The 22,236-nt window shown below is 70.9% G+C and carries 18 protein-coding genes and 1 tRNA gene; 10 read left to right on the top strand and 9 right to left on the bottom strand.

All coding sequences use genetic code 11. From position 1 onward, the window contains the following. Positions 1-148: 148 nt before the first annotated feature. Genes AAD496_RS10980 through AAD496_RS10960 form a run of 5 tightly spaced genes read left to right on the top strand, consistent with a single transcriptional unit; the run spans position 149 to position 5,361 of the window. Positions 149-745, top strand: a complete 597-nt coding sequence (locus tag AAD496_RS10980; protein ID WP_349828774.1) for an FtsB family cell division protein — start codon at positions 149-151, stop codon at positions 743-745. Then, positions 742-1,314, top strand: coding sequence for a DUF501 domain-containing protein (locus tag AAD496_RS10975; protein ID WP_349828773.1), 573 nt, complete (start codon positions 742-744; stop codon positions 1,312-1,314). Before AAD496_RS10980 ends, AAD496_RS10975 begins: the two co-directional genes overlap by 4 nt. Continuing rightward, on the top strand, positions 1,311-2,321 hold the full coding sequence (locus AAD496_RS10970) for a Ppx/GppA phosphatase family protein (protein WP_349828771.1): 1,011 nt from the start codon (positions 1,311-1,313) through the stop codon (positions 2,319-2,321). The genes AAD496_RS10975 and AAD496_RS10970 overlap by 4 nt, the downstream gene beginning before the upstream one ends. Before the next feature lie 4 nt (positions 2,322-2,325). Beyond that, the gene (locus tag AAD496_RS10965) at positions 2,326-3,978 is read left to right on the top strand and encodes a S8 family peptidase (protein WP_349828770.1); all 1,653 of its coding nucleotides are present in this window, start codon (positions 2,326-2,328) and stop codon (positions 3,976-3,978) included. Positions 3,979-3,987: 9 nt separating this feature from the next. Next, complete coding sequence (locus AAD496_RS10960; protein ID WP_349828769.1) at positions 3,988-5,361, top strand: NAD(P)/FAD-dependent oxidoreductase; 1,374 nt, start codon at positions 3,988-3,990, stop codon at positions 5,359-5,361. Between the two features lie 168 nt (positions 5,362-5,529). Here AAD496_RS10960 and AAD496_RS10955 read toward each other — a convergent pair whose 3' ends face one another. After that, positions 5,530-6,564, bottom strand: a complete 1,035-nt coding sequence (locus AAD496_RS10955; protein ID WP_349828768.1) for a nitronate monooxygenase — start codon at positions 6,562-6,564, stop codon at positions 5,530-5,532. A gap of 45 nt (positions 6,565-6,609) precedes the next feature. Here AAD496_RS10955 and AAD496_RS10950 point away from each other — a divergent pair. Further along, positions 6,610-6,683: transfer RNA gene (locus tag AAD496_RS10950), tRNA-Leu, on the top strand. Positions 6,684-6,727: 44 nt separating this feature from the next. Here the strand turns inward: AAD496_RS10950 and AAD496_RS10945 are convergent. From AAD496_RS10945 to AAD496_RS10925, 5 genes are all read right to left on the bottom strand, one after another. After that, the gene (locus AAD496_RS10945; protein ID WP_349828767.1) at positions 6,728-8,344 is read right to left on the bottom strand and encodes an MDR family MFS transporter; all 1,617 of its coding nucleotides are present in this window, start codon (positions 8,342-8,344) and stop codon (positions 6,728-6,730) included. A 59-nt stretch (positions 8,345-8,403) separates the two neighbouring features. Next, entirely contained in the window at positions 8,404-9,780 is a 1,377-nt protein-coding gene (locus tag AAD496_RS10940; protein WP_349828765.1) for a serine hydrolase domain-containing protein, read from the bottom strand. Positions 9,781-9,782: 2 nt separating this feature from the next. Beyond that, positions 9,783-10,295, bottom strand: coding sequence for an SRPBCC family protein (locus AAD496_RS10935; protein WP_349828764.1), 513 nt, complete (start codon positions 10,293-10,295; stop codon positions 9,783-9,785). After that, the gene (locus AAD496_RS10930) at positions 10,292-10,759 is read right to left on the bottom strand and encodes an ArsR/SmtB family transcription factor (protein WP_349828763.1); all 468 of its coding nucleotides are present in this window, start codon (positions 10,757-10,759) and stop codon (positions 10,292-10,294) included. The genes AAD496_RS10935 and AAD496_RS10930 overlap by 4 nt, the downstream gene beginning before the upstream one ends. A gap of 206 nt (positions 10,760-10,965) precedes the next feature. Next, positions 10,966-11,442 (bottom strand): SRPBCC family protein, encoded by a 477-nt coding sequence (locus tag AAD496_RS10925; protein WP_349828762.1) that lies wholly within the window; start codon positions 11,440-11,442, stop codon positions 10,966-10,968. 161 nt (positions 11,443-11,603) lie between these two features. Between AAD496_RS10925 and AAD496_RS10920 the strand changes: the two genes are divergently transcribed. Both AAD496_RS10920 and ppk2 read left to right on the top strand, forming a co-directional pair. Next, positions 11,604-12,245, top strand: a complete 642-nt coding sequence (locus tag AAD496_RS10920) for a DedA family protein (RefSeq protein WP_349828761.1) — start codon at positions 11,604-11,606, stop codon at positions 12,243-12,245. Then, the gene (gene ppk2 / locus AAD496_RS10915; RefSeq protein WP_349828760.1) at positions 12,242-13,177 is read left to right on the top strand and encodes a polyphosphate kinase 2; all 936 of its coding nucleotides are present in this window, start codon (positions 12,242-12,244) and stop codon (positions 13,175-13,177) included. The genes AAD496_RS10920 and ppk2 overlap by 4 nt, the downstream gene beginning before the upstream one ends. Before the next feature lie 113 nt (positions 13,178-13,290). Here ppk2 and AAD496_RS10910 read toward each other — a convergent pair whose 3' ends face one another. Together AAD496_RS10910 and AAD496_RS10905 are read right to left on the bottom strand one after the other, a co-directional pair. Further along, positions 13,291-14,550: a TIGR01906 family membrane protein gene (locus tag AAD496_RS10910; RefSeq protein WP_349828759.1), complete on the bottom strand. Its 1,260-nt coding sequence runs from the start codon at positions 14,548-14,550 to the stop codon at positions 13,291-13,293. Positions 14,551-14,639: 89 nt separating this feature from the next. Next, a complete protein-coding gene (locus tag AAD496_RS10905; protein ID WP_349828758.1) occupies positions 14,640-15,569 on the bottom strand; it encodes an AEC family transporter in 930 nt (309 codons plus the stop codon). A 141-nt stretch (positions 15,570-15,710) separates the two neighbouring features. Between AAD496_RS10905 and hrpA the strand changes: the two genes are divergently transcribed. Further along, positions 15,711-20,180 carry an ATP-dependent RNA helicase HrpA gene (gene hrpA, locus AAD496_RS10900; RefSeq protein ID WP_349828757.1) on the top strand — a complete coding sequence of 1,490 codons (4,470 nt, stop codon included), beginning with the start codon at positions 15,711-15,713 and terminating at the stop codon, positions 20,178-20,180. 259 nt (positions 20,181-20,439) lie between these two features. Continuing rightward, positions 20,440-21,447: a zinc-dependent alcohol dehydrogenase family protein gene (locus tag AAD496_RS10895; protein ID WP_349828756.1), complete on the top strand. Its 1,008-nt coding sequence runs from the start codon at positions 20,440-20,442 to the stop codon at positions 21,445-21,447. Positions 21,448-21,580: 133 nt separating this feature from the next. On the opposite strand, the gene AAD496_RS10890 is transcribed toward AAD496_RS10895, so the two are convergent. Next, entirely contained in the window at positions 21,581-22,090 is a 510-nt protein-coding gene (locus AAD496_RS10890) for a hypothetical protein (protein WP_349828755.1), read from the bottom strand. Positions 22,091-22,236: the final 146 nt, after the last annotated feature.

The following is a 22,236-nucleotide window of genomic DNA, read 5'->3' as shown; positions in this document are numbered from 1 at the left end:
CGGGTGTGTCGCGCCGCCGAGGCGCCTCGGCGGCGCGACACACCCACCGCACCTCCGGCGGGTGAGCAGGAGGGCACGACAGAATGACCCTGTCGTGCCCTCCTTCTTCTTCCCCGACTCGCACCGGGCACGGCGAGGACGTGGTGGCATGAACAGCACTCGACCCTCCGGTCGTGTCCGGGACCGTCTGCGCCGCTCACTGGGCCAGGGCGTCCAGGACGTGCAGGTGGGCAACCGGACCGGACGCATCGAACGCCCGGTCGTCGGTCTCGACCCCGACCGGTTGGACCGTACGGCGGCCGGCCGGCGGTTCTCTCTGCGCACCCTCGTGCTCGTCGGTCTTGGTATCCTTCTCGTCGCGATGTTCGCCCCGAGTGTGAACACCGGGATCCGCCAGTGGCAGCAGATCTCCGCACTCGAACGCGACATCGCCGCCACCGAGGGCGAGGTCGAGGCGCTGCAGGCCAAACAGGAGCAGCTCACCGATCCCGCCTACCTGGCCGCCCGGGCCCGCGAGGAACAGCACTACGTGAAACCGGGGGAGGAACTGTACATCGTCATCGACGACACGGGTGCCGCCGACGAGGCGGACGCCGCGACGACCGACACCGACCGGGTGGACGTCCCCGTCCGCGACCGCCCGTGGTACACCGAACTGCTCGACGACCTCCAGGCCATCGGTTTCACCACGGAACAGCAGGCCGCGGCCCGCGAGGTCGCGAACGACGACACGGAGCACGAGTGATCACCGAATGCACACCCACGGACATCGAGACCGTCCGTGAACAGCTGGGCCGCGTCCCGCGCGGGGTCGTGGGCATCGCCGCCCGCGCCACCGACGGGACCCCGCTCGTCGTCGCCACCGCGCCCCGCCTGCCCGACGGCACGCCGTTCCCCACGACCTTCTACCTGTCCCACCCGGACTACGTGGCCGAGTGTTCCCGGCTGGAGGCCTCGGGCATCATGGCCGACTGGACGACCGAGGTGCAGACCGACACCGAGCTCGCCGCACGGTACGCCGCCGCCCACCGTGCCTACCTGGACACCCGTGCACAGCTGGGCATCGACTCCGGCGTCGGCGAGGTGCCCGAGATCTCCGACTTCTCCGCCGGTGGCATGCCCACCCGCGTCAAGTGCCTGCACGCCCTCGTCGGCCACGCGCTGAGCGCCGGACCCGGTGTCAACCCGATCGGTGACCGCGCCATCGGCCTGTTCTCCGGTGTGCCCGCCGTCGAGGGCCACGAGTGGCCCGCGCTCGAGGCTCCGGCGGACCTGCCGGCATCCGGCGGCCGAGGCGCCGAGAAGTCGGTATGACCACCGTCGCGGCCGTCGACTGCGGCACGAACTCCATCCGCCTCCTCGTCGCCGAGGTCGGCGCCGACGGCGGGCTCGTCGAACTCCACCGCGACACCCGGATCGTGAGACTGGGTCAGGGGGTCGACGCGACGGGCCGCTTCGACCCGGCGGCACTGGACCGCACCTTCGCCGCCTGTGACGAGTACGCACAGGTGCTCGCCGAACACCGTCCCGCCGCCCTGCGGTTCATCGCGACCTCGGCGACCCGCGACGCGAAGAACCGGGAGGAGTTCTTCGCCGGGGTCCGTGACCGTCTGGGTGTGACGCCCGAGGTCATCACCGGCGACGAGGAGGCGCGTCTGTCCTTCCTCGGTGCGGCGACCGGTGTCGAGGCGGCCGCCCGCGTGCCGGTGCAGCCGCCCTACCTCGTCATGGACCTGGGTGGCGGTTCGACCGAGCTCGTGCTCGGCGGCGGGGGAGAGGGTGCGACCTCCGTCGAGTCAGCACTGTCCGTAGAAGCAGCGCTGAGCATGGACATCGGGAGCGTGCGGCTCACCGAGCGGTTCCTCCACACCCATGACCACGACGGTGCACCGGAGCCGGCCGCCGTCGCGGCCGCCCGCGCCGAGGTCGACACCTGGTACGACCGGGCACGGACGACGGTCGACACCTCCCGGGCCCGCACCCTCGTGGGCGTGGCCGGGACCCTCACGACCTTGACGGCCGCGGTCCTCGACCTCCCGGCCTACGACCGGGCACAGGTCCACGGCGCACATCTGCCGATCGACGCGCTGCAGCACACCGTCGACGCGTTCCTCCGCATGGACCGGGCCGCACGACAGGCACTGTCGTACCTGCACCCGGGCCGGGTCGACGTGATCCCGGCCGGTGCACTCATCCTCGGCCGCCTGGTCGAACGCCTGCAGACCGATGTCGAGGCCGCAGGTGGCACCCTCACGATCGTCACGAGCGAGTCCGACATCCTGGACGGCACCGCGATGGACCTCGTGTCTTCCGTATCCTGATCGGATGATCCGTACCCGTCGACGTCCACCCCGGACCCGCGCCGTGTCACGCGCGGGGACGGTACGGCGCGTGGGTGCGGTGCTCGGCGTCGTTGCCCTGCTGGCGGGTACCACCGGGACGGCCGGAGCCGGCGCGGTTCCGGAGACCCGGTCGGTCCCGGAGGTCCCCGCGATCTCCGACCTGCGGACGGTCTCCGCGGTGCAGGGCGCCTCGGCGGCGACGAACGCGGTGGCGATGGACGCGGTGGCGCCGGAACGACCGGAGAAGCTCCCCGAGGAACCGGCCCCCGACGAGGAGGACGCAGATTCCGGCCCGCAGGCCGGGCCCGGACAGTGGTATGTCGAGCCCTACGGACTCCAGAAGGCCTGGGAGACGACGACCGGTGCAGGTGTCACCGTCGCGGTCATCGACTCCGGGATCGACGACGACCACGATGACCTGCGGGGCACCGTGACCGGGGCGAAGGACTTCAGCGGTGTCGGCACCGACGGGACGACACCTGTCGGACCGGACGCCACGATCCACCACGGCACCGCGGTCGCCGGTGTCATCGCCGGGCAGGGCGAGGGCGTGGCCCCCACGGGGGTCGCCCCCGACGCGGACCTGCTCTCGGCCTCGATGTGGCTGGGCAGCGGACTGCCCGAGGGTGCGGTGTCGTCGCGGACCCAGGCGGCGCAGGCCCTGCGGTGGGCGGTCGACTCCGGAGCGGACGTGGTGAACATGTCGCTCGGGTGGTCGGACCCCGCCTGGAGCAGCGACTGGGACGAGGCTTTCGCCCACGCCCACGAGAACGACGTCGTCGTGATCGCCTGCGTGGGCAACCGCTCGCAGGGGGCGACCCGGGCCTGGGCGCCCTCGACGGTGCCCGGTGTCGTCGGGGTCGGCGGGCTCAGTACCGACGGGACCGTGTACCAACCCGGCAGCGCGCCGGGCACGGCCGTCGACCTCATGGGGCCTGCGCAGGACATCCCCGTGCCCTGGTACGAGGGCGGGGTCGCGAACGCGGAGGGGTGTTCCTTCGCTGCGCCCTTCGTCGCCGGGGTCGCCGCGCTCGTCCGGTCCGATCGCCCGGACCTCAGCGCCGATCAGGTGGTCGCGCTCCTCGAATCGACCGCGAAGCCGGTGCAGGGTCACACCCACACGCCGCATCCGGGGGATCCGCAGGCGCCGGACCCGATCGTGGGGCACGGCCGTGTCGATCCCGTCGCGGCGCTGGACGCCGAGGTGCCCGCGAGCGTGCCGAGTGCCGCGACCGAACTGCAGGACTGGATCCGGATGCACCGGCGGGCCGATCCACAGGCCGCGACTGCGGGTGGCGGGTCCACCGGCGAGGACGGTACCGCGGACGTCGCGGGGACCCCGGGTCCCACGGACGGGGCCACGTCGTCGTCCGGCGCGGACGGGTCCGCGGGCGAGTCCGGTGGGCAGGGCGCCTCGGCGGGTGCCCAGACCGGGGAGGTCGGCCCCGGGGAGAGCGCCGAGGTGGAGCCGGCGGGGGTGAACCCGCTGGGACCCGTGCTGCTCGTGGGATCCGGCCTCGTGGCCCTCGGACTGCTGGGCGGTGCCGTGGTACCGGTGGTGCGCCGGAAGCGTGGTGTCCGGTCCGGCGGAACAGAGGTCGTGAAAACTTTCACAAGGTCTCGACCACGGGGTTAGGATGAGCCCATGGCTCTCATTCGAAACAGCAAGCTGCGCCCCCGTGTCCTCGTCGTCGGTGGTGGTTACCTGGGTCTCGTGACGGCCCAGAACCTCCTGAAGAACCTGGGTCGGGGTGAGGCCACCGTGACCGTGGTCGACCCGAACCCGTACATGACCTACCAGCCGTTCCTGCCCGAGGTCGCCGGTGGCTCCATCGAGCCGCGCCACGCCGTCGTGTCGCTGCGCCGCAACCTCAAAGGTGCCGAGGTCGTCACCGGTGCGGTCACCAGCATCAACCACGCCGACAAGTACGTGGTCGTGGAGCCCGAGGGTGACGAGCCCTTCGAGCTCGACTACGACCAGATCGTGCTCGCCGCCGGCTCCGTGCCGCGCGCCCTGCCGATCCCCGGCCTCAAGGAGGAGGCCATCGGCCTCAAGGCGATCGAGGAGGCCGTGTACCTGCGCGACCACATCCTCGACCAGATCTCCAAGGCCTCCCTCATGGAGGACGACGAGGAGCGCCGTCGCGCGCTCACCTTCGTCAACGTCGGCGGTGGCTTCGCCGGCATCGAGACCATCACGGAGCTCGAGGACCTGGCCCGCTCGGCCGTCGCCCAGTACGAGACCCTCACCGAGGCGGACATCCGCTTCGTCATGGTCGAGGCCATGGGTCGTGTGATGCCCGAGGTCGGCGAGTCGCAGGCCGAGTGGGTCGTCGAGCACATGCGTGAGCGCGGCATCGACGTGTACCTGGAGACCTTCCTCCAGGACTGCACCGACAAGCTGTGCAAGCTCTCCAACGGCGAGGAATTCTACGCCGACACGATCATCTGGAACGCCGGCGTCAAGGCGAACCCGGTGCTCGTCGACTCCGACCTGCCGCTCGACGACCGCGGCCGCGTGACCGTCCGCGCCGACCTGCGGGTCGAGGGCGAGGACGGCGTGGTCGAAGGCGCCTGGGCCGCCGGTGACAACGCCGCCGTCCCGGACCTCTCCGGTGGCGGTGTGGGCGGCTTCTGCGTGCCGAACGCCCAGCACGCCGTCCGTCAGGCCCCGGTGCTCGCCGAGAACCTGCTCGCCGCTCTCCGTGGAGAGACCGAGTTCAAGCAGTACTTCCACAAGACCATCGGTTCGGTGGCGGGCTTCGGTCTGTACAAGGGTGTGTCCCAGATGGGCGACTTCGAGGCCCGCGGCTTCCTCGCCTGGCTCATGCACCGTGGCTACCACGGCTACGCGATCCCGACTGTCGACCGCAAGGTCCGCGTCTTCGGCAACTGGGTGCTCAACTTCGCCCTCGGCCGGGACCTCATGCCGCTGAAGAACCTGGACGTGCCGTTCAAGGCCTTCGTCGACGCGGCGAACTCCAAGCCGGCACCGAAGAAGGAGCCCGCGAAGGCCTGAGGCCCTCGTATTTCTTCCGTCGGACACGCGTCCGGCAATCACGAGGAGGCCCGTCCCACGCACCGCGCGGGACGGGCCTCCTCGTGTGTGAGCAGGACTTCCAGTGGGGGACGGATGGCGTTCCCGAGGCACTCGAACGCCAATCGTTCCCCACTGGACGGTGAGGGCTCAGGGGACGAGGGAGGCGAGGATGTCGGCCACGGGGGCCGCGCGGGTGGTGCGCCAGCCGGTGCCGGCCCACAGATGGAGGCCGTCGGGGTCTCCGGCCTGCGTGGCCGCGGTGCGCAGCGGCTTGGTGAGGTGGTGGAGTGCCGGGTAGCCACTGGGTGCCTGGTCGTCGTGCTCGCGGACGAACCTGTTCACGAGTGCGCGGGCCGGCCGGCCGGTGAAGGCGCGGGTGAGGGTCGTCTCCGTGAAGCGCGGGTCGGAGAGCGCCTGCTGGTGGACGGGATTCGTCCCGGCCTCCGTGGCACGCAGGAGCGAGGTCCCGACGGACACCGCCGCGGCGCCTGCGGCGAGGACCCGGGCGACCGCCTCGGCGTCGGCGATCCCGCCGGCGGCCACGACCGGGAGGTCGACGGTCGAACGCACCTCGGTGACGAGGTCGGTGAGCGCCACGTCCGCCGGGAGGGTGTCCCGGGCCCAGATGCCGGAATGTCCACCGGCCCCGGGTCCCTGGACGAGGAGGAGGTCGGCGCCGGCCTCGGAAGCACGGAGCGCCTCGGCGGCGGAGGTGACCGTCTGGACGGTGCGGGTGCCGACGGCCCGGAAGGAATCGAAGACGGAAGGCTCGGGGAGACCGAACGTGAAGCTCACGACGGGCACCGGGTCGGACAGCAGTGCGGCGACCTTCGAGTCCCAGTCGTCCTCGTCCTCGCGGATGTCGGGGAGTGGGTCGGTGAGACCGAACCGGTCGGCCTCGGCGGCGAGTTCGGCGGCATAGGCGGAGTAGGCGGCCGGCTCGACCGGGTGGGGTTCGGGCACGAAGAGGTTGACACCGAAGGTCCCGATGTCGGCGGCGCGGACGGCCGTGATCCTCTCGGCGAGCGCGGTGGCGGAGAGGTAGCCTGCGGCGAGCTGCGCGAAATGGCCCGCGCGGGCAGCGGCGATCACGAGTTGCGGGGTGGTGGGGCCACCGGCCATCGGCGCGGCCCAGACGGGTGAGAAGGAATCGAGCAGTGTGGGGAGTGCGGGTGCGGTCATCCGGTGGGGCTCCTTCGGCGTGGGCGTACTAGGCTTGGAGCGTACGCCCCCATAGCCCAATCGGTAGAGGCAGCCGACTTAAAATCGGCTCAGTGTCGGTTCGAGTCCGACTGGGGGTACGAACACCAGGACCGGAAGCACCGCCGGGGTCCTGTGGACGTGGTCAGGGCGCCTCGTCGTCGTCACACTCGATCGCGGTACGGCGGGCCAACTGCTCCAGGCCGGATTCCTGGCCGAGCGGCACCCGTGGCAGGAAGATCACGGCGACGAACGTGACGAGCGCGACCGGCACCGAGAACAGGTTGACGGTGGTGAACCCCTCGGCATAGGCGGCGGAGACGATCTCCGCGACCGGGGCCGCGAGTGTGGCGAGATCGGGGACCGTGCCGCCTGCGACCGGCTCCACGGGTGTGTCGAGAGCGGCGAGCCCCGCGGTGGTCCGGCGATCGACGGTGTGCGAGAGAAGGGCGCCGAAGGTCGACAGCGCGAGGGTGCCGCCGAGGCTGCGGAAGAATTCGACGGACGAGGTGCCGATGCCGGTCCGCTCGACGGGCAGGGTGTTCTGCACGACGATCACGAGGTTCTGCATGAGCGTGCCGATCCCCAGCCCGAGCAGTGCGAGGTAGGTGCCGACGAGGACGAGCGGGGTGTCGGTGTCCATCGTCGACAGGAGCAGGAGTGCCGTCGGCATGAGCGCGGCCCCGACGAGCAGGATCGCCTTGTACCGACCGGTGCGGGCGATCAGGCGCCCCGTGGTGTTCGACCCGAGGAACATGCCCAGCGCGATCGGGATCATGAGGAGTCCACTGCCGGTGGGGCTGAGCCCGCGGCCGAGCTGCAGGAACTGGGCGAGGAATACGACGGTGGAGAACAGCGCCATCCCGACCCCGATCGAGGCGACGAGCCCGAGGGTGAAGGAACGGTCGCGGAAGAGGTCGATCGGGACGATCGGATCGGGATGTCGGCGTTCGACGAGGGCCGTGGCACCCAACAGCAGCACGATGAGGGAGACGGCCACGACGGACTGCCAGGAGATCCAGGGGTATTCGTGGCCGGCGAAGGTGACCCACAGGAGCAGGAGCGCGACACCGGCGGAGAGCAGGGCCGCACCGAGGAAGTCGATCCGGGTGTTCCTGCCCGGCCGGTGGGGGAGGTGGAGCGTGCGGTGGAGGAGCACCATGGCGGCCAGAGCGATCGGGACGGCGGTGAAGAAGTTCCACCGCCAGCCGAAGGCATCGGTGATGAGACCACCGGCGAGCGGCCCGCCGATCTGGGCACAGGCCATCACCCCACCGACGATGCCCATGTACTTCCCCCGCTCCCGGGGCGAGGTGATGTCGGAGATGAGGACGAAACCGAGCGACATGAGACCGCCGGCACCGATCCCCTGGAAGGCGCGGCACGTGATGAGCACGCCCGTGTTCGGGGAGAACCCGGCGGCCGTGGCGGCCACCGCGGTGAGCCCGAGGGCCGCGAGGATGAGGGTCTTGCGGGAGACCCGGTCGGCGAAGGTTCCCCACAGGGGAGTGGAGAGCGCCGAGGTGAGCATCGTCGCCGTCGGGATCCACGTGTAGGTCTGCTGGTTGCCGCCCAGATCGCTCACGATCCGCGGCAGCGCCGGCGACACGATGAGGATCGCCAGGAGCGCGACGAACATGCCCATGACGATGCCGAGGACCGCCTGGATCTTGGCGCGCGGGGTCATCGCGGGGGCGGGTGCGTCCTGAGCCGCGGCGTGGGTGTCGGGCGTTCCGTCGTCGTCGACGGGGTGCTGTGGCATGGAGAGGGGGCTTTCGTCGTCGCACACCCGGGTGGTGCGCTGGTGCTACTCCTCGGATCCTACGCCGGGGCGGATCCCGGACCCACGGCCGGGTCGTCGAGGTGCGCGCGGGCGAGATCGAGGACCTGCGCGCACACCGGTGGCCACCCCTCGGCGTCGACGATCCGGTCCGTGAGGACGACGATGGTGGCGCCGGTGCGCGAACCGGCGACCGCTCCCGAGGCGCCTGCCGCATCGGCAGCAGTGCCCGGGCCCGGCAGGTTCCGCCAGATCGAACCGAACCCGCCGTCCCAGCCGTAGGAGCCGTCGGGGTGGACGGCCAGGCCGTACCCCCACCCGAGGCCCTCGCCGAGGAGGCCCTGCGGGTCCGTCGCCCGGCGTTGGTCCGGGGTCAGCCGGTCGGAGAGCATCCGGTCCCGCAGGTCCGTCGGCAGTCCCGGCGTGTCGCCGGCCAACAGCCGACGCCCGGCCTCCAGGCAGTCGTCGACCGTCGAGAGGAGCCCGGCGGCCGCGTCGTGGAACGCCGGTTCCCGGGTCCACACGCTCGAGCCGGCCACCCCCGCCGCCGAGGCGCCCAGCCCGTCGACGAGTCCGGGTCCGTCGACGACCGCGAGGCCGTCCGCGGTCGTCTCGTACACGGGCCCGAGCCGGTTGCGCTCGCCCTCGGTGGTGGCGGTGAAGGTCGTGTCGGGGAGACCCCAGGGATCGAGCAAGTATCTGCGTAGAGCTGTCTCCAGATCGAGACCCGTGTGCCGTTCGATCCACGCACCGAGGACGTGGGACCCGGAGCTGTACCACCAGCGTTCACCCGGTTCGGTGAGGAGCGGGAGCCCACTGAGACGCGTGAGCCACGTGTCCCGGTCGAGCCCGGTGCGGGGAACCGGTGGCCCGAAGGTGTGCAGGTCCTCCGCGGCGGCGAAGACCGGCCACGGGTCCCCGGCGCCGGCGGCGGCGAACATCGGCATGTCCATGCCGAATCCCCACGTGTAGGTGAGCAGGTCCTCGAAGGTCGGTGCCCGTCGCGGCGGATGGGTCCGGTCGAGCGGGCCGTCCGGAGCATCGAGCACCGGCATGTCGGCGAGTTCCGGAAGCAGATCGCCGAGAGGGGTGTCGAAGGGGAGGGCGGCGCGCTCGGCGAGGACGAGTGCGCAGGCGGTGGTGAGCGGCTTCGTCATCGAGGAGATGCGGAAGAGCGCATCGCGGGAACACCCCGCAGTGGCGACGTGGCGAGCGGTGGTGACGTGGCGGGTGGCGGTCGGGTCGTCCGGACCGGCGGGCCCCGGTTCCTCGTGGAACACGACGCCGGCGGCCACAGCGGTCACGGTCCCGCTTCCGACTGCCCCCTCGACGAGGGCACTCAGTTCCTCGTGGAAGGAACGCTGTGCCTCGTCGAGGGAGGGGCGGTCGGGAGGGGAGGGCGCCTCGGGAGCGGACACGGTCAGCTCCGGTCCTGGGAGGGAACGGCCCCGGCGCGGAGGTCGGGGAGGAGTGTGTCGAGGACCTCGAAGGCCTCCGACCAGCCGCGGAAGACGCTGTGGGGGTGGTCGGGGTCGCCGTCGACGCCGAGGAGGTGGAAGGTCATGGTGCAGGCCTCGGGGCCGGACTCGGCGAGGTCGACGGTGACGACGGGGGCGGCGGTCTCCCCGTCGCCGGGCATGCCCCAGGTGAAGCGGAGGCGGTGGGGCGGGTCGATCTCCAGGAACGACCCGGAGGTGGGGAACTCCTGCCCGCCGGGGACGACCATCGTGTAGGCGTAGGTGCCGCCGACGCGCAGGTCGGTGTGGACGCTGTCCGGGGCGATCGTCACCTGGTGCGGGTGCCACCAGCGGACGGTGAGGGTGGGGTCCGTCCAGGCCTGCCACACGAGGTCGCGGGGTGCGGCGAAGTCGCGGGTGATCGTGAACTGCGGGGTGGTGTCCGTGGACGTGGTGGTGTCGGTCGGGGTGTTCATGGCGACTCCTTCGTCGGCTCGGCGGTGGGTGTCGGTTCGGTGGGTGTGTCGTCGGGGGCGGGGAGATCACCCGCGGGGTGATCCGCAGCGGCGCGGTCTGCTGATGCGCGGTCGGCGACGGCGCGGAGGTCGTGGAGGACCTCGTCGAAGACGTCGAACCGGGCGTTCCACGCCGCGCGCTGGCGTTCGACCCAGGCATCGGCGGCTTCGAGTCCCGTCGGGTCGACGGTGCACATGCGGAACCGGCCGCGGGTGCTGCGGGACACGAGGTGGGCGGCCTCCAGGACGGCCAGGTGCTGGGAGACGGCCGGCCGGCTGACCGGCAGGGGTTCCGCGAGTTCGGTGACCGTGGCGTCGCCGCGGCCCAAGCGTTCGAGCAGAGCCCGGCGGGTGGGATCGGCGAGGGCGTGGAAGACCCGGGAGAGCGGGTCGTCCTCCGGGGGCGTGCCGGGGCGGTCAGTCATGTCGGGTGTCTGTCGTGACGGGTGTCGGACATGGTGGGTGTCGGACATGGTGATCGGCTTTCGTGTAAGCAACTCCTTACGTAAGGAATTGCTTACACGATCCTCCGCGTACCGCCCGACGTCAAGGGTTTCGCGAGAACTCGTCCCTCACCTGGGACGACGCTGCGGGTCCTGGAGCAACGCGGAAGGGCCGTGAGAGGCTCGCGCTACATGATCCCCATGGCGAACCAGATGTCGAGCTGCTCGAAGGCCTCCGACCAGCCCTGGCCCACCGGCCCCTCCTCGGTCACATCGGCACCCGCGGGCGCGTGCGTGACGTCGAGCGTGAAGTCCATCCGGGTGAGCCCGTGGGCGGTGGGGGAGAGGTCGACGGTGAGCACCGCGTCGATGCGGGCCTCCGGGGAATCCGGGCGGTACGACCAGTCGGCCACCAGACGACGCTCGGGCTCGAGGACACGGTAGATGCCGCGGACGGGCGCCTCGGCGGCGACGGGCACCGACCCTTCCGGCGCCCCTTTCATCACATAGGAGAACTCCCCGCCCACGCGGGGGTCGATCGTGGGCCGGCCGCCCCGGATCCGGGCGTCGAAGGGGTGCCACCAGCGGCGCGCGAGTGCCGGGTCCGTCCAGGCGCGCCAGACGAGGTCGGCGGGGGCGTCGAAGGTGCGGGCGAGGGTGATCACCGGGACTCCTGGGGCTCGTCAAGGGCGTCCACGGACTGGGACGCCGCGTGGCGGTGGTGACCACCACGTATCCATCCTAGGATCCCGCCGCGTACCCTGACGGAGAGGCGGCAGACGCGTGTGAGGACGCGGTGGACCGTGACGACCCGCAGGAGGTGCGCATGAACCCACTGGCCTGGGACGACGCGCCCGTCGTGGCCGTCTGGACCGCGCTCTTCGCCATCGCCTTCCTGCGCGGGGGAGCCACCCACCTGGTCGGGCGGTTGGCCCGGCGCGGAGCGGTGCGGTGGCAGTCGGTCCGCCGCCGTCTGGCCGCACCCGGGTACCGCCGCGCCGAGGCGGCCCTCAACCGGTACAGCGCGCCCGTCGTGTCCCTCGGGTTCCTCACCATCGGGTTCCAGACGATGGTGAATCTCGCCTCCGGCACCACCCGCATGCCCGCCCTCCGCTACGTCCCGGCACTCGCCGTCGGTGCCGCTCTCTGGGCGACCGTCTACGCGACCGTCGGGTTCGTCGGCCTCCGTGCCGTCGGGCTCGCGTACGGCCGGTGGCCGATCGCCACCCTCACGGTGGCCGGGGTGCTTCTGCTCGCCGCGCTCGCCGTCACCCTGCTGTTCCTCCGCCGCCGAGGCGCCCCTCCCTCCTCGGACCCGCGCGGTGAGGCTGCCGGTCCCGACGACCGGACGACACCTGCCGTCACCCCGCCGTTCACCGCCGCGTCGTACGATTCGCGCGGACCGGGCGCGGGCCGTACTCCCACGACCACCGAGACCACCACCCACGCACACGAGGAACCCCGATGACTGATTTCCCCGCCGTTCCGGGCACCGACGACAAGCGCCCCGACAACTTCAGCCTGCGCGAGTACATCGACACGCTGCGGCTGGAGGGCTACACGGTGCGCGGTGGGCACACCAACGACCCCGACCTCATCGATCCGCACGGCAACGCCGTCGAGACCTGGCAGGACGGGTACCCCTACGAGAAGCTCATGGGGCGGCAGGAGTACGAACTGGAGAAGTACAAGCTCCAGATCGAGCTGCTGAAGTTCCAGTACTGGACGCAGGACACCGGGCACAAGCACATCATCGTGTTCGAGGGCCGTGACGCCGCCGGCAAGGGTGGCACCATCAAGCGGTTCACCGAGTACCTCAATCCGCGTGCCGCCCGCGTCGTCGCGCTCAACAAGCCCTCGGACCGAGAGGCCGGTCAGTGGTACTTCCAGCGCTACATCCAGCACCTGCCCACCAACGGTGAGATCGTCATGTTCGACCGCTCCTGGTACAACCGGGCGAACGTCGAACGGGTCATGGGCTTCTGCACCGACGAGGAGTACGAGGTCTTCATGAACCAGGCCCCGGTCTTCGAGAAGATGCTCGTCGACTCCGGGATCTCGGTGACGAAGTTCTGGTTCTCCGTGAGCCAGCGGGAGCAGCGCACGCGGTTCGCCATCCGCCAGATCGACCCGGTCCGGCAGTGGAAGCTCTCGCCCATGGACCTGGAGTCCCTGGGCCGCTGGGACGACTACACGGCCGCGAAGGAGTCGACCTTCCTGCGCACCGACAAGGACTGGGCCCCGTGGACGGTCCTGAAGTCGAACGACAAGAAGCGGGCGCGGCTCAACGCCATGCGTCACTTCCTCGACCAGTTCGACTACGAGGGCAAGGACCCCGAGGTCGTCTACCGGGCCGACCCCAAGCTCGTCATGCGCGGCCGGGACGCCGTCGACGACTGAGTTCGACGCCGCCCGGGCCCCGGCACCCCACCGACGACTGACAGAAAATGAGTGCGAGGTCGGTGGCGGATTCCCGTCGGGGAACCGCCACGGACCTCGCACTCGATGGGGTTTCAGGCCTTCGCGGCGGCGCGGCGGGCGGCGGCGCGCTTCTTGTGGCCGGCGAAGCTCCAGACGAAGGTGAGCACGACGCCGATGAGCACCATGACGCCCACGCCGATCCCCGCATCGACCCAGAACTGCGGCGGGAAGAGGCGGATGAGCGAGTCGTCGAGGTAGAACTGCCAGGTCCCGTCGGCGAAGAAGATCTCGTGGAAGCGCGTGAAGAAGGTGTCCCAACCGAGGATGGCGAGGACCGCGAGCGCGCCGAACAGGACGAGGGTGAACACCGAACCCAGGCGGTAACCCATGCGGATGCCGGGGCCGGTGCGCCGCGACTGGATCAGGCCGAAGACCACACAGCCGATCGCGCCCACGATGGCGATCGTGAACAGCAGGCTCACCAGGGATTTCACGTCGGCCATGTGGGAGACCTCGGCGGCGCGGAAGAGCGGGATGCCCTCCGGGAAGACGATGTCCTCCAGGTACCGGGACCCGTCCTGGTTGTGCAGGTAGTCGACGGCGTAGGAGCCGTAGTGCAGGCGGTCGGCGGCGGAGAAGCCGTACTCGTCGGCGGGGAAGGCCGGGTTCCACAGGTACTCGAAGCGCAGGAACCAGCCGCTGGCGATCGCGCGGATCGCGACGGCCAGGAGCATGAACGGGACGGCGATCGTGGTCCACACGATGCCGATGACGTCGACGACGGTGCGCCTGGTCGCCGGGACCGCACGGAACCCCGCCGCCGAGGCGCCCCCTGCGGTGGCAGCGGCCGTGCCGGTTGCTCCGGCTGCCGCACCGGCGGTGGCTGCGGCGCCGCGACCCTTCTTGCCGCGCTTGGCCTTCTTGCCGGCCTTTCCCTTGGCCGCAGAACCGTCGCCGGTCGCCGAGTCGTCGGCGGAGCGAGGACCACCGGTGATGAGGGCCCACTCCTCCTCGGAGAAGAGGTCGGGCTTGCCCGCGGACTTCCCGGTACCGCTCGCGTCACTGGTCGGGCCCGGGTCCGCGGGCGTCTTCGCACCGGCGGTCCTGGGCACGGACGCGGTGGAGTCCGGATCCGAGGCCTTCGAGATCACGGGTCGGCCCTTCCGGCCACCCTTCGCGCCGTTTCCTCGATCCGAGGAGCCGGAACCGGAGCTGCCGGAGTCGGGGGCGAGCGCGTCGAACTCCGCGGTCGCCTCGCTGGGCTCCGCGTCGAAGGACGGTGCCGAGGGCGAGCCGGACTTCATCCGGCGGCTCAGCAGGTCATCGGGGTCTGTCGATTCGTTCTCGGCCACGGTCGTCATTCTCCCCGCCCGCGGGGGTCGAGCCCGGTTCCGACACGCAGCGCGACCCGGACGGGCCGACGGGGGACCTTCCTCGAACTTCAGCCGCCGAAGAGGATCGCGACGAGCATGATCGCCGGGACCGACAGCACCGTCGTGATGAACACCGCGTCCCGGGTGAGCCTCTCGGACTGGTTGTAGGCGAGCGAGTAGACGAACACGTTCTGCGCCGTCGGCAGGGCACACGTGACGACGATGCCGAACAGCTCCAACCCGTCGTACCCGAGCACCGGCCCCGCGATCAGCCAGGCGAGCACCGGTGAGACGACCAGACGCAGTACCGTGATGAGGGAGAGCTGGCGACGCGTGCCCGCGGCGGGCAGCTTCCACCCGTCCTTGAGCGAGATCCCGAAGGCGAGCAGGGCGCCGGGGACCGCGATCGCCGCGAGCATCTCGATCGGGTCGCCGACCACCGCCGGCAGCCGGAATCCCGTCACCGAGCACACGATCCCCAAGCTCGCGCCGATGAGGATCGGGTTCTTCACGACCGGGAGGAAGGCCTTGTACCAGCGGAACTCGCCGGGCGGGGACTTCGCGCTGTCGAGGAACGCCACCCCGATCGGCGCAAGGATGAGCAGCTGGAACAGCATGACCGGCGCGACGAAGCTCAGGTCCCCGATCACATAGGTAGCGATGGGGATGCCGAGGTTGCCGATGTTCACGTAGCTCACCGACCACGCACTGATCGTCGCCTCGCCGTTGCCCCGTCGGAACCCGAACCGCGTGAGCAGGAACATCGTGACGGCCAGCAGCGACACCGTGCCCCCGGTGGCGATGAGCGCAGGGCTGAAGATCCGCCCGATCTCGGTGTCGCTGATCGTCGTGAACAGCAGGCTCGGCGTCGCCGCCCAGAACACGAGCTTGGCGATCACCTGTTGGCCGGCGGGTCCGAGCACGCCGGTCCGCCCGAGCACGATGCCCACCGCGATGACGAATGCGATGACACCGAACCCCTCGAAGACGCCGATCATGCGTCGACCCCGGGGCAGGGGAGGGAACAGCAAGCGACGGACCAGGTGGGGACGGACCAGGTGGGGACGGGGGAGGGGAGGAGGGGAGAGCGCACGCGCCCACAGTACTCCGCGCTCCGTGGCCGGTACCCTGGACAGGCGATGAACGACGAGACGACGAACGGTTCCGGCGCGAACGGCGACGACAGCACCCCTCCCCGGAAGAAGCGCCGGTCCGGCCGCGGATCCCGCTCCCGCGGGGCCCGCGACTCCCGGCCCAACCGCCGCGACGAGGGCCGCCGCGACCAGAACCGCGGGGGCCGGGGCCGCCGCGACGAGAGCCGCCGCAATCACGACCGCCGTGGTCCGGACCGGGCCCGCCTGGAGGCGAAGCGGGAGAGTCGGTCCCTCGTCGACTTCGACATCACCTACCCGCCGCTGCCGGTGAGTGAACACCGGCAGGAGATCTCGGACGCGATCCGCGACCACCAGGTCGTCGTCATCGCCGGTGAGACCGGCTCGGGCAAGACGACGCAGATCCCCAAGATCTGTCTGGAGCTCGGCCTCGGCGTGACCGGCATGATCGGCCACACGCAGCCGCGCCGGATCGCGGCCCGGGCGGTCGCCCAGCGGTTGGCCGACGAACTCGGCGAGGAACTGGGCCAGGGAATCGGCTACCAGGTGCGGTTCACCTCGCAGGTCGAGGACCACACACGGGTGAAGGTCATGACCGACGGCATCCTGCTCGCCGAGCTCCAGCACGACCCGCTGCTCAGCGAGTACGAGGTCATCGTCATCGACGAGGCGCACGAGCGCAGCCTCAACATCGACTTCCTCCTCGGCTACCTCGCCCGGCTGCTGCCGAAACGGCCGGACCTCAAACTCATCATCACCTCGGCGACGATCGACCCGGAGTCCTTCGCCGCGCACTTCGGCAAGGCCGCCGACGCCCAGGTGCCCGTCATCTCGGTCTCGGGCCGGACCTTCCCCGTCGAGGTCCGCTACCGTCCCCTCGCCGGTGACGAGCCGGAGGCCGACGACGACACGGACGGCCCCGGCCGGGACGGCGACTACGAGGCCGGCGCGGCCGACCAGACGGAGGGGATCCTCGCTGCCTGGGACGAACTGGCCGGTGAGGCGCCCGGCGACGTCCTCGTGTTCCTGTCGGGGGAGCGGGAGATCCGCGACACCGCCGAGGCGCTCACCGACCACATGGCCCGGCGTGGTGGGCGGTTCGCGCAGTGGGAGGTCGTGCCGTTGTTCGGCCGGCTGTCCGCGCAGGAACAGCAACGGGTGTTCGCCCCGCACGAGCGGCCGCGCGTGGTGCTCGCGACGAACGTGGCGGAGACCTCGCTCACGGTGCCGGGCATCAAGTACGTGATCGACGTCGGCACGGCACGGATCTCGCGGTACTCGAACCGGACGAAGGTGCAGCGGCTGCCGATCGAGCGGATCTCGCAGGCGAGTGCGAACCAGCGGAAGGGCCGGTCGGGCCGCACGAGCGAGGGCATCTGTATCCGGCTGTACTCGGAAGCCGACTTCGAGGCGCGTCCGGAGTTCACGGACCCGGAGATCCTGCGCACCAACCTCGCGAGTGTCATCCTGCAGATGGCCTCGCTCGGGTTCGCGAAGACGGAGAAGGACGTCACCGAGTTCCCGTTCCTCACCCCGCCGGACGCCCGGGCGGTACGCGACGGACGCGTCCTGCTCACGGAGCTCGGCGCGCTCGAGGTGGTCGACGGGCAGTTGCGGATGACGCGACTGGGCCGGCAGCTCTCGCGGCTGCCGATCGACCCGCGACTGGCGCGCATGGTGATCGCCGGGGCCGAGAACGGGGTCGGGGGAGAGGTCGCGACGATCGTCGCCGCCCTGTCGATCCAGGACGTCCGCGAGCGGCCGACCGCCGTGCGCGCGGAGGCCGACGAACTGCACGCGCGGTTCACCCACCCGGAGTCCGACTTCCTCAGTCTGCTCACCCTGTGGAACCACGTGCAGGACCTGAGCGCGGACCTGTCGAGCTCGAAGTTCCGGCGGCAGGTGAAGAAGGAGTTCCTCAACTTCGTGCGGCTGCGCGAGTGGCAGGACCTCGTCGGGCAGTTGCGGTCGATGCTCGGGAGTTCGCGGGTCCACGTGGAACGGTCCTCGTGGCGGATCGACGACACGGACGCCGTGGCCCGGGCCGAGCAGATCCACCGGGCCCTGCTCACGGGTCTGCTCTCGATGATCGGGTCGCGGATCGAGGTCGACACGGCGGCGGGACGCCCGGGAGCGGACGGCCGTGGAGGGCAGGGCGCCTCGGGAGCGGACCGGCGTGGGCGCCGGAAATTGAACGAGTACCAGGGCGCGCGGGGCACGAAGTTCATGATCTTCCCCGGGTCCGGGCTGTTCAAGGCCCGGCCGGACGTCGTCATGGCGGCGGAACTCGTGGAGACCTCCCGGCTGTGGGCGCGGACGGTCGCGTCGATCGAGCCGGAGTGGATCGTCGAGGCGGCCGGCTCCCTCGTCCACCGGACCTACAGCGAACCGCGGTGGTCGAAGAAGCGTGCCTCGGCGGTCGCGGAGGAGCGGGTGACGCTCTACGGCGTGACGCTCGTGAGCGACCGGACGGTCGGGTACGGGAAGATCGATCCGGTCACCAGCCGCGACCTGTTCATCCGGCAGGCGCTCATCGAGGGTGACTGGCAGGCCCACCACGCCTTCCTCGCGCGCAATGCGCAGACGCTGCGGAAGGCCGAGAACCTCGCCTCGCGTGTGCGGGACCGGCGGCTGCTCGCCGGTGACGAGGTCCTCCACGCCTTCTACGAGGAGCGGATCCCCGAGGAGGTCGTCTCCGGGGCACATTTCGACGCCTGGTGGAAGAAGAAGTCGCGGGAGGACAAGCACTTCCTCGACATCACCGAGGACATGCTCATCGCGGAGGACCGCAGCGGGGGGTTCGAGGAGTCCCTGGAGACGGTGGCCGGCGACTACCCGCTCGACTGGGAACTGCCGGACGGGAGGAAGGCGAAGCTGCGGTACTCCTTCGACCCGGGCTCGCGCTCCGACGGTGTGACGGTCGAGATCCCCGAACACTCGGTCGCGAGTGCCGACGCGGCCGAGTTCTCCTGGCAGGTCCCGGGCCTGCGCGGGGAACTCGTCACCGCGCTCATCCGGTCGCTGCCGAAGGCCAAGCGCAAGTACTTCGTGCCCGCGCCCGACGTCGCCCGCGAGGTGTCCGCCGAGCTGGAGCCCTACGTCGGGTCCCTGCCGGAGGTCCTCGCCGAGGCGCTCACCCGCCGGGCCGGGGGCGGCGGACTCATGGACCGCGTGCCGATCACCGTCGAGGCGACCGACTTCGACCGCGACCGCCTGCCCGTCCACCTCGTCATGGACTTCGTCGCGGTGCGCGGGCGCAAGCGGGTCTCGAAGGTGTACCGGTCGCTGGCCGAGTTGCAGGCCGCCGTCGGGTCGCTCGACGCGGCCGAACGGGCGGCGCGGGCCGGGGTGCCGGGTCCTGGTGGCGCAGGTCGTGCCGGTGTGCCTGGTGGTGCTGGTGTGCGCGGTGGTGCCGGTGGGGCTGCCGGGGCCGCGGGTGGCGGTGATGGCCGAGGCGCCTCGGGAGCGGGTGCCGCCGGGGCCGGTGCCGCCGGTGGGCGAGGTGCAGGTCCGGGTAGTGGAGGTCCGGGCGGGGCGCGGTTCGTCGAGCGGACCGGGCTTGTGACCTGGGACTTCGAGCTCGACCTGAGCCCCTTGAACACCGGTGGGTCGACGTATGTGTACCCGGGACTGCGGGACGAACCGGCGGCGGCCGCTGGGTCCGGGGGCACCGGTCGGTCCGGTGGGTCGGCCGGTTCGGCGCGGGGTGCGGTGGCACTCACCGCCTACGACACAGCGGAGGAGGCGCTCGTCGGGACGCGGGCGGGGCTCGTGCGGCTCGTCGCGCTGGCGCTCGCCGACCGGGCCGACTACGTGGCCGAGCATCTGTCGAACACGGAGAAGCTGGTGCTCGCCGGGTACCGGAAGGGCCGGCCGGACCTCGTGCCCTCGCTCGTGCGGGCGGCGGTCGACGGGCTCGTGCCGGTCGGTGCCGAGACCCGGGTGCGGACGGCCGAGGACTTCCGGGCACTCGTCCGGGAGGTCGACGCGCGGGTCATCGAGGCGGGGACCCAGGCGGTGGACCTGGCCGTGCGGGCGATGCAGAGGGCGACGGACCTGGAGAAGGCCGTGAGCACGGCGTCCTCGCTCGTGATCCTGCAGAACCTGGCCGACGTGAAGGCCTGGGCGGCGGACCTGCTGGCGGGTCCCGTGTTCGACCGGGTGACCTTCGCGCGGCTGCGGCGTCTGCCGGTGTACCTGGACGCAGGCCTGCACCGGGTGCAGAAGATGCAGGAGAACCCGACGCGGGACAAGCAGCTCATGGACCGGATGGCCGGGGTGGGGGTACAGGTGGAGAAGAAGCTCGCCGCGAGGTTCCCGAAGGTGCTGGAAGGACTGAAGTCTACGGCCGAACGTGCCGCGGTGCTGCCGGCCGGATGGGCCACCGTCCTGTGGGACCTGCAGGAGTTGCGGATCGGCCTGTTCGCCGAGCACCTGCGCACCGCGCACCCGGTCTCCGAGCATCGGATCACGAAGGCCCTGGCGAAGTTGGGCTGAGGGCCGGCCGGCCTGGACGTGGCGGCGGAAGAAGGTCTGCAGGCCGGTCGCCCGAAGTGAGATGTCGGGGTTCTTGTGAGATGTCGTGTTCGAACACGGCATCTCACAAGAACCCCGACATCTCACCATCCGGCGGTCTTCGTGGACATCGTCGGCCGAGTCGCCGGCACCCGGCAGGATGCCCTGACTGTTCGCCGGTGGTGCCGATGGGCGGAATGTCTCGCCCCACGGGACCCCGGACGGGGATACGGTGGCGGGCATGAAACAGATCGTCGTACACGCACCCGGTGGACTGGACCGACTGGAACTCGTGAATGCGGTGGACCCGGGGCACCCCGGTCCCGGGCAGATCCGTGTGCGATTGCACGCCAGTTCGCTCAACTTCCACGACTACCTGGTCGTCTCCGGTCCCTCGACCCCACGCGACGACCGGGTCCCGATGGCCGACGGCGCGGGCGTCGTCGAGTCCGTCGGCGAGGGCGTGACCGAGTTCGCCGAGGGTGACTCCGTCGTCTCCGGCTTCTTCCCGCTGTGGCCCGCCGGTCCCGCGCTCGACGCCGATTTCACCCGGGTCCCCGGCGACGGGATGGACGGCTATGCCCGCGAGTGCGTCGTCACGGACGCCACCTGGTTCACCCACGCACCGCGCGACTGGTCCCACGCCGAGGCCGCCACCATCACGACCGCCGGCCTCACCGCCTGGCGCGCGCTCGTCGTCAACGGCGACCTCAAGGCCGGTGACACCGTCCTCACCCTCGGCAGCGGCGGGGTGTCCGTCTACGCGATCCAGCTCGCCAAAGCGATGGGCGCGCACGTCATCGCGACGACGGGCCACCAGGAGAAGATCGACACCCTCCGCGAGCTCGGTGCCGACCACGTCATCGACTACCGCGAGGACCCCGAGTGGGGCACGACGGTCATGGAACTCACCGGCGGCCGAGGCGCCGACCACGTCATCGAGGTCGGCGGAGCGGTCACGCTCCCGCAGTCCATCCGCGCGGTGTCGATCGGTGGGCACATCTCGCTCATCGGTGTGCTGTCCGGCCGCGGCGGTGACATCCCGACCGGCCTCCTCATGGCCAAGCAGGCGCGGCTGGAAGGGTTGATCGTCGGCAGCCGCCGGGACCAGCAGGACTTCGTCCGGGCCCTGGAGTCGACGGGCCTCCGTCCGGTGATCGACCGCAGCTTCTCGCTCGAGGAGATCGCCGCGGCCTTCCGCCACCAGGAGTCACAGAACCACGTGGGCAAGATCGTCCTCGAGTGGTGAGACCCGTGCCATGAAGGAGAGCGAGGCGAGGCGCCTCATCGACATGGCATGAATCGTCGGATCCGAGGCCGAGATCCGACCATATGTGCCACCTCGATCCCGCCGCCGGAACACCCGGCAGGCCGCGCCCAGCTCACCCACCCATGCCGAGGATCGGGAAACTCGCGGGGAGCGCGCCGGCACACAGGAGCGCGAGCAACGTCGTCACCCACGGCCACCGGGTCCGCGCCCGGACGAAGGCGAGCCACAGGAACACGAGCGTGCCCACCAGGCCCACGAACCCGAGTGCCGTGAGCACCACGACCCCGATCTTCGTCCCGGCGTCCCCGTCGAGCGCGAACACGTAGTACCCGATGCTGCCGACCTCCAGCGAGAAGGTCACCGACAGCCACAGCAGCGGCACGGCGAGCACTGCGACGACGAACACGGGGATCCGCCGGATCCACCTCTCGCGCGTGCCGGGATCGCGGGCCACCCGCGTGTACTCAGCAGTTTCCCGCGCCGCGGAGGCGCCCGCCCGTCGTCGAGGCGACCGATCACTCCCGGCCTCCTCGGTGTCCACCCCGTCGGACGGTCCGTCCGCGAAGGCCTGGGAGATCCGGGTGTACTCCGGCGAGTTCCGCGCGCGCTTCCTCCTGCTCATCGGACCACAGACTAGCGGCCGGAGCTGTGTCCCGATCGGAGTCGCCGTGCAGTCATACCTGCGGTCGAGTGCGAGGTGGATGGCGGATCACCCGGCACGGGGAAGTGCCACTGACCTCGCACTCGGGCAATGCCACCCCACCCACG

The organism is Brevibacterium litoralis, assembly GCF_040212315.1.
GTDB classification, from domain to species: domain Bacteria; phylum Actinomycetota; class Actinomycetes; order Actinomycetales; family Brevibacteriaceae; genus Brevibacterium; species Brevibacterium litoralis.
The sequence above is the reverse complement of the archived record's forward strand: the minus strand, read 5'-3'. Positions and strand labels throughout refer to the sequence as shown.

Bases quoted from the DNA above. Each gene is read 5' to 3' on its own strand.
- AAD496_RS10980 (WP_349828774.1), top strand. From the start codon at position 149: ATGAACAGCACTCGACCCTCCGGTCGTGTCCGGGACCGTCTGCGCCGC.
- AAD496_RS10970 (WP_349828771.1), top strand. From the start codon at position 1,311: ATGACCACCGTCGCGGCCGTCGACTGCGGCACGAACTCCATCCGCCTC.
- AAD496_RS10965 (WP_349828770.1), top strand. From the start codon at position 2,326: ATGATCCGTACCCGTCGACGTCCACCCCGGACCCGCGCCGTGTCACGC.
- AAD496_RS10960 (WP_349828769.1), top strand. From the start codon at position 3,988: ATGGCTCTCATTCGAAACAGCAAGCTGCGCCCCCGTGTCCTCGTCGTC.
- AAD496_RS10955 (WP_349828768.1), bottom strand. From the start codon at position 6,564: ATGACCGCACCCGCACTCCCCACACTGCTCGATTCCTTCTCACCCGTC.
- AAD496_RS10945 (WP_349828767.1), bottom strand. From the start codon at position 8,344: ATGCCACAGCACCCCGTCGACGACGACGGAACGCCCGACACCCACGCC.
- AAD496_RS10935 (WP_349828764.1), bottom strand. From the start codon at position 10,295: ATGAACACCCCGACCGACACCACCACGTCCACGGACACCACCCCGCAG.
- AAD496_RS10930 (WP_349828763.1), bottom strand. From the start codon at position 10,759: ATGACTGACCGCCCCGGCACGCCCCCGGAGGACGACCCGCTCTCCCGG.
- AAD496_RS10920 (WP_349828761.1), top strand. From the start codon at position 11,604: ATGAACCCACTGGCCTGGGACGACGCGCCCGTCGTGGCCGTCTGGACC.
- ppk2 (WP_349828760.1), top strand. From the start codon at position 12,242: ATGACTGATTTCCCCGCCGTTCCGGGCACCGACGACAAGCGCCCCGAC.
- AAD496_RS10905 (WP_349828758.1), bottom strand. From the start codon at position 15,569: ATGATCGGCGTCTTCGAGGGGTTCGGTGTCATCGCATTCGTCATCGCG.
- hrpA (WP_349828757.1), top strand. From the start codon at position 15,711: ATGAACGACGAGACGACGAACGGTTCCGGCGCGAACGGCGACGACAGC.
- AAD496_RS10895 (WP_349828756.1), top strand. From the start codon at position 20,440: ATGAAACAGATCGTCGTACACGCACCCGGTGGACTGGACCGACTGGAA.
- AAD496_RS10890 (WP_349828755.1), bottom strand. From the start codon at position 22,090: ATGAGCAGGAGGAAGCGCGCGCGGAACTCGCCGGAGTACACCCGGATC.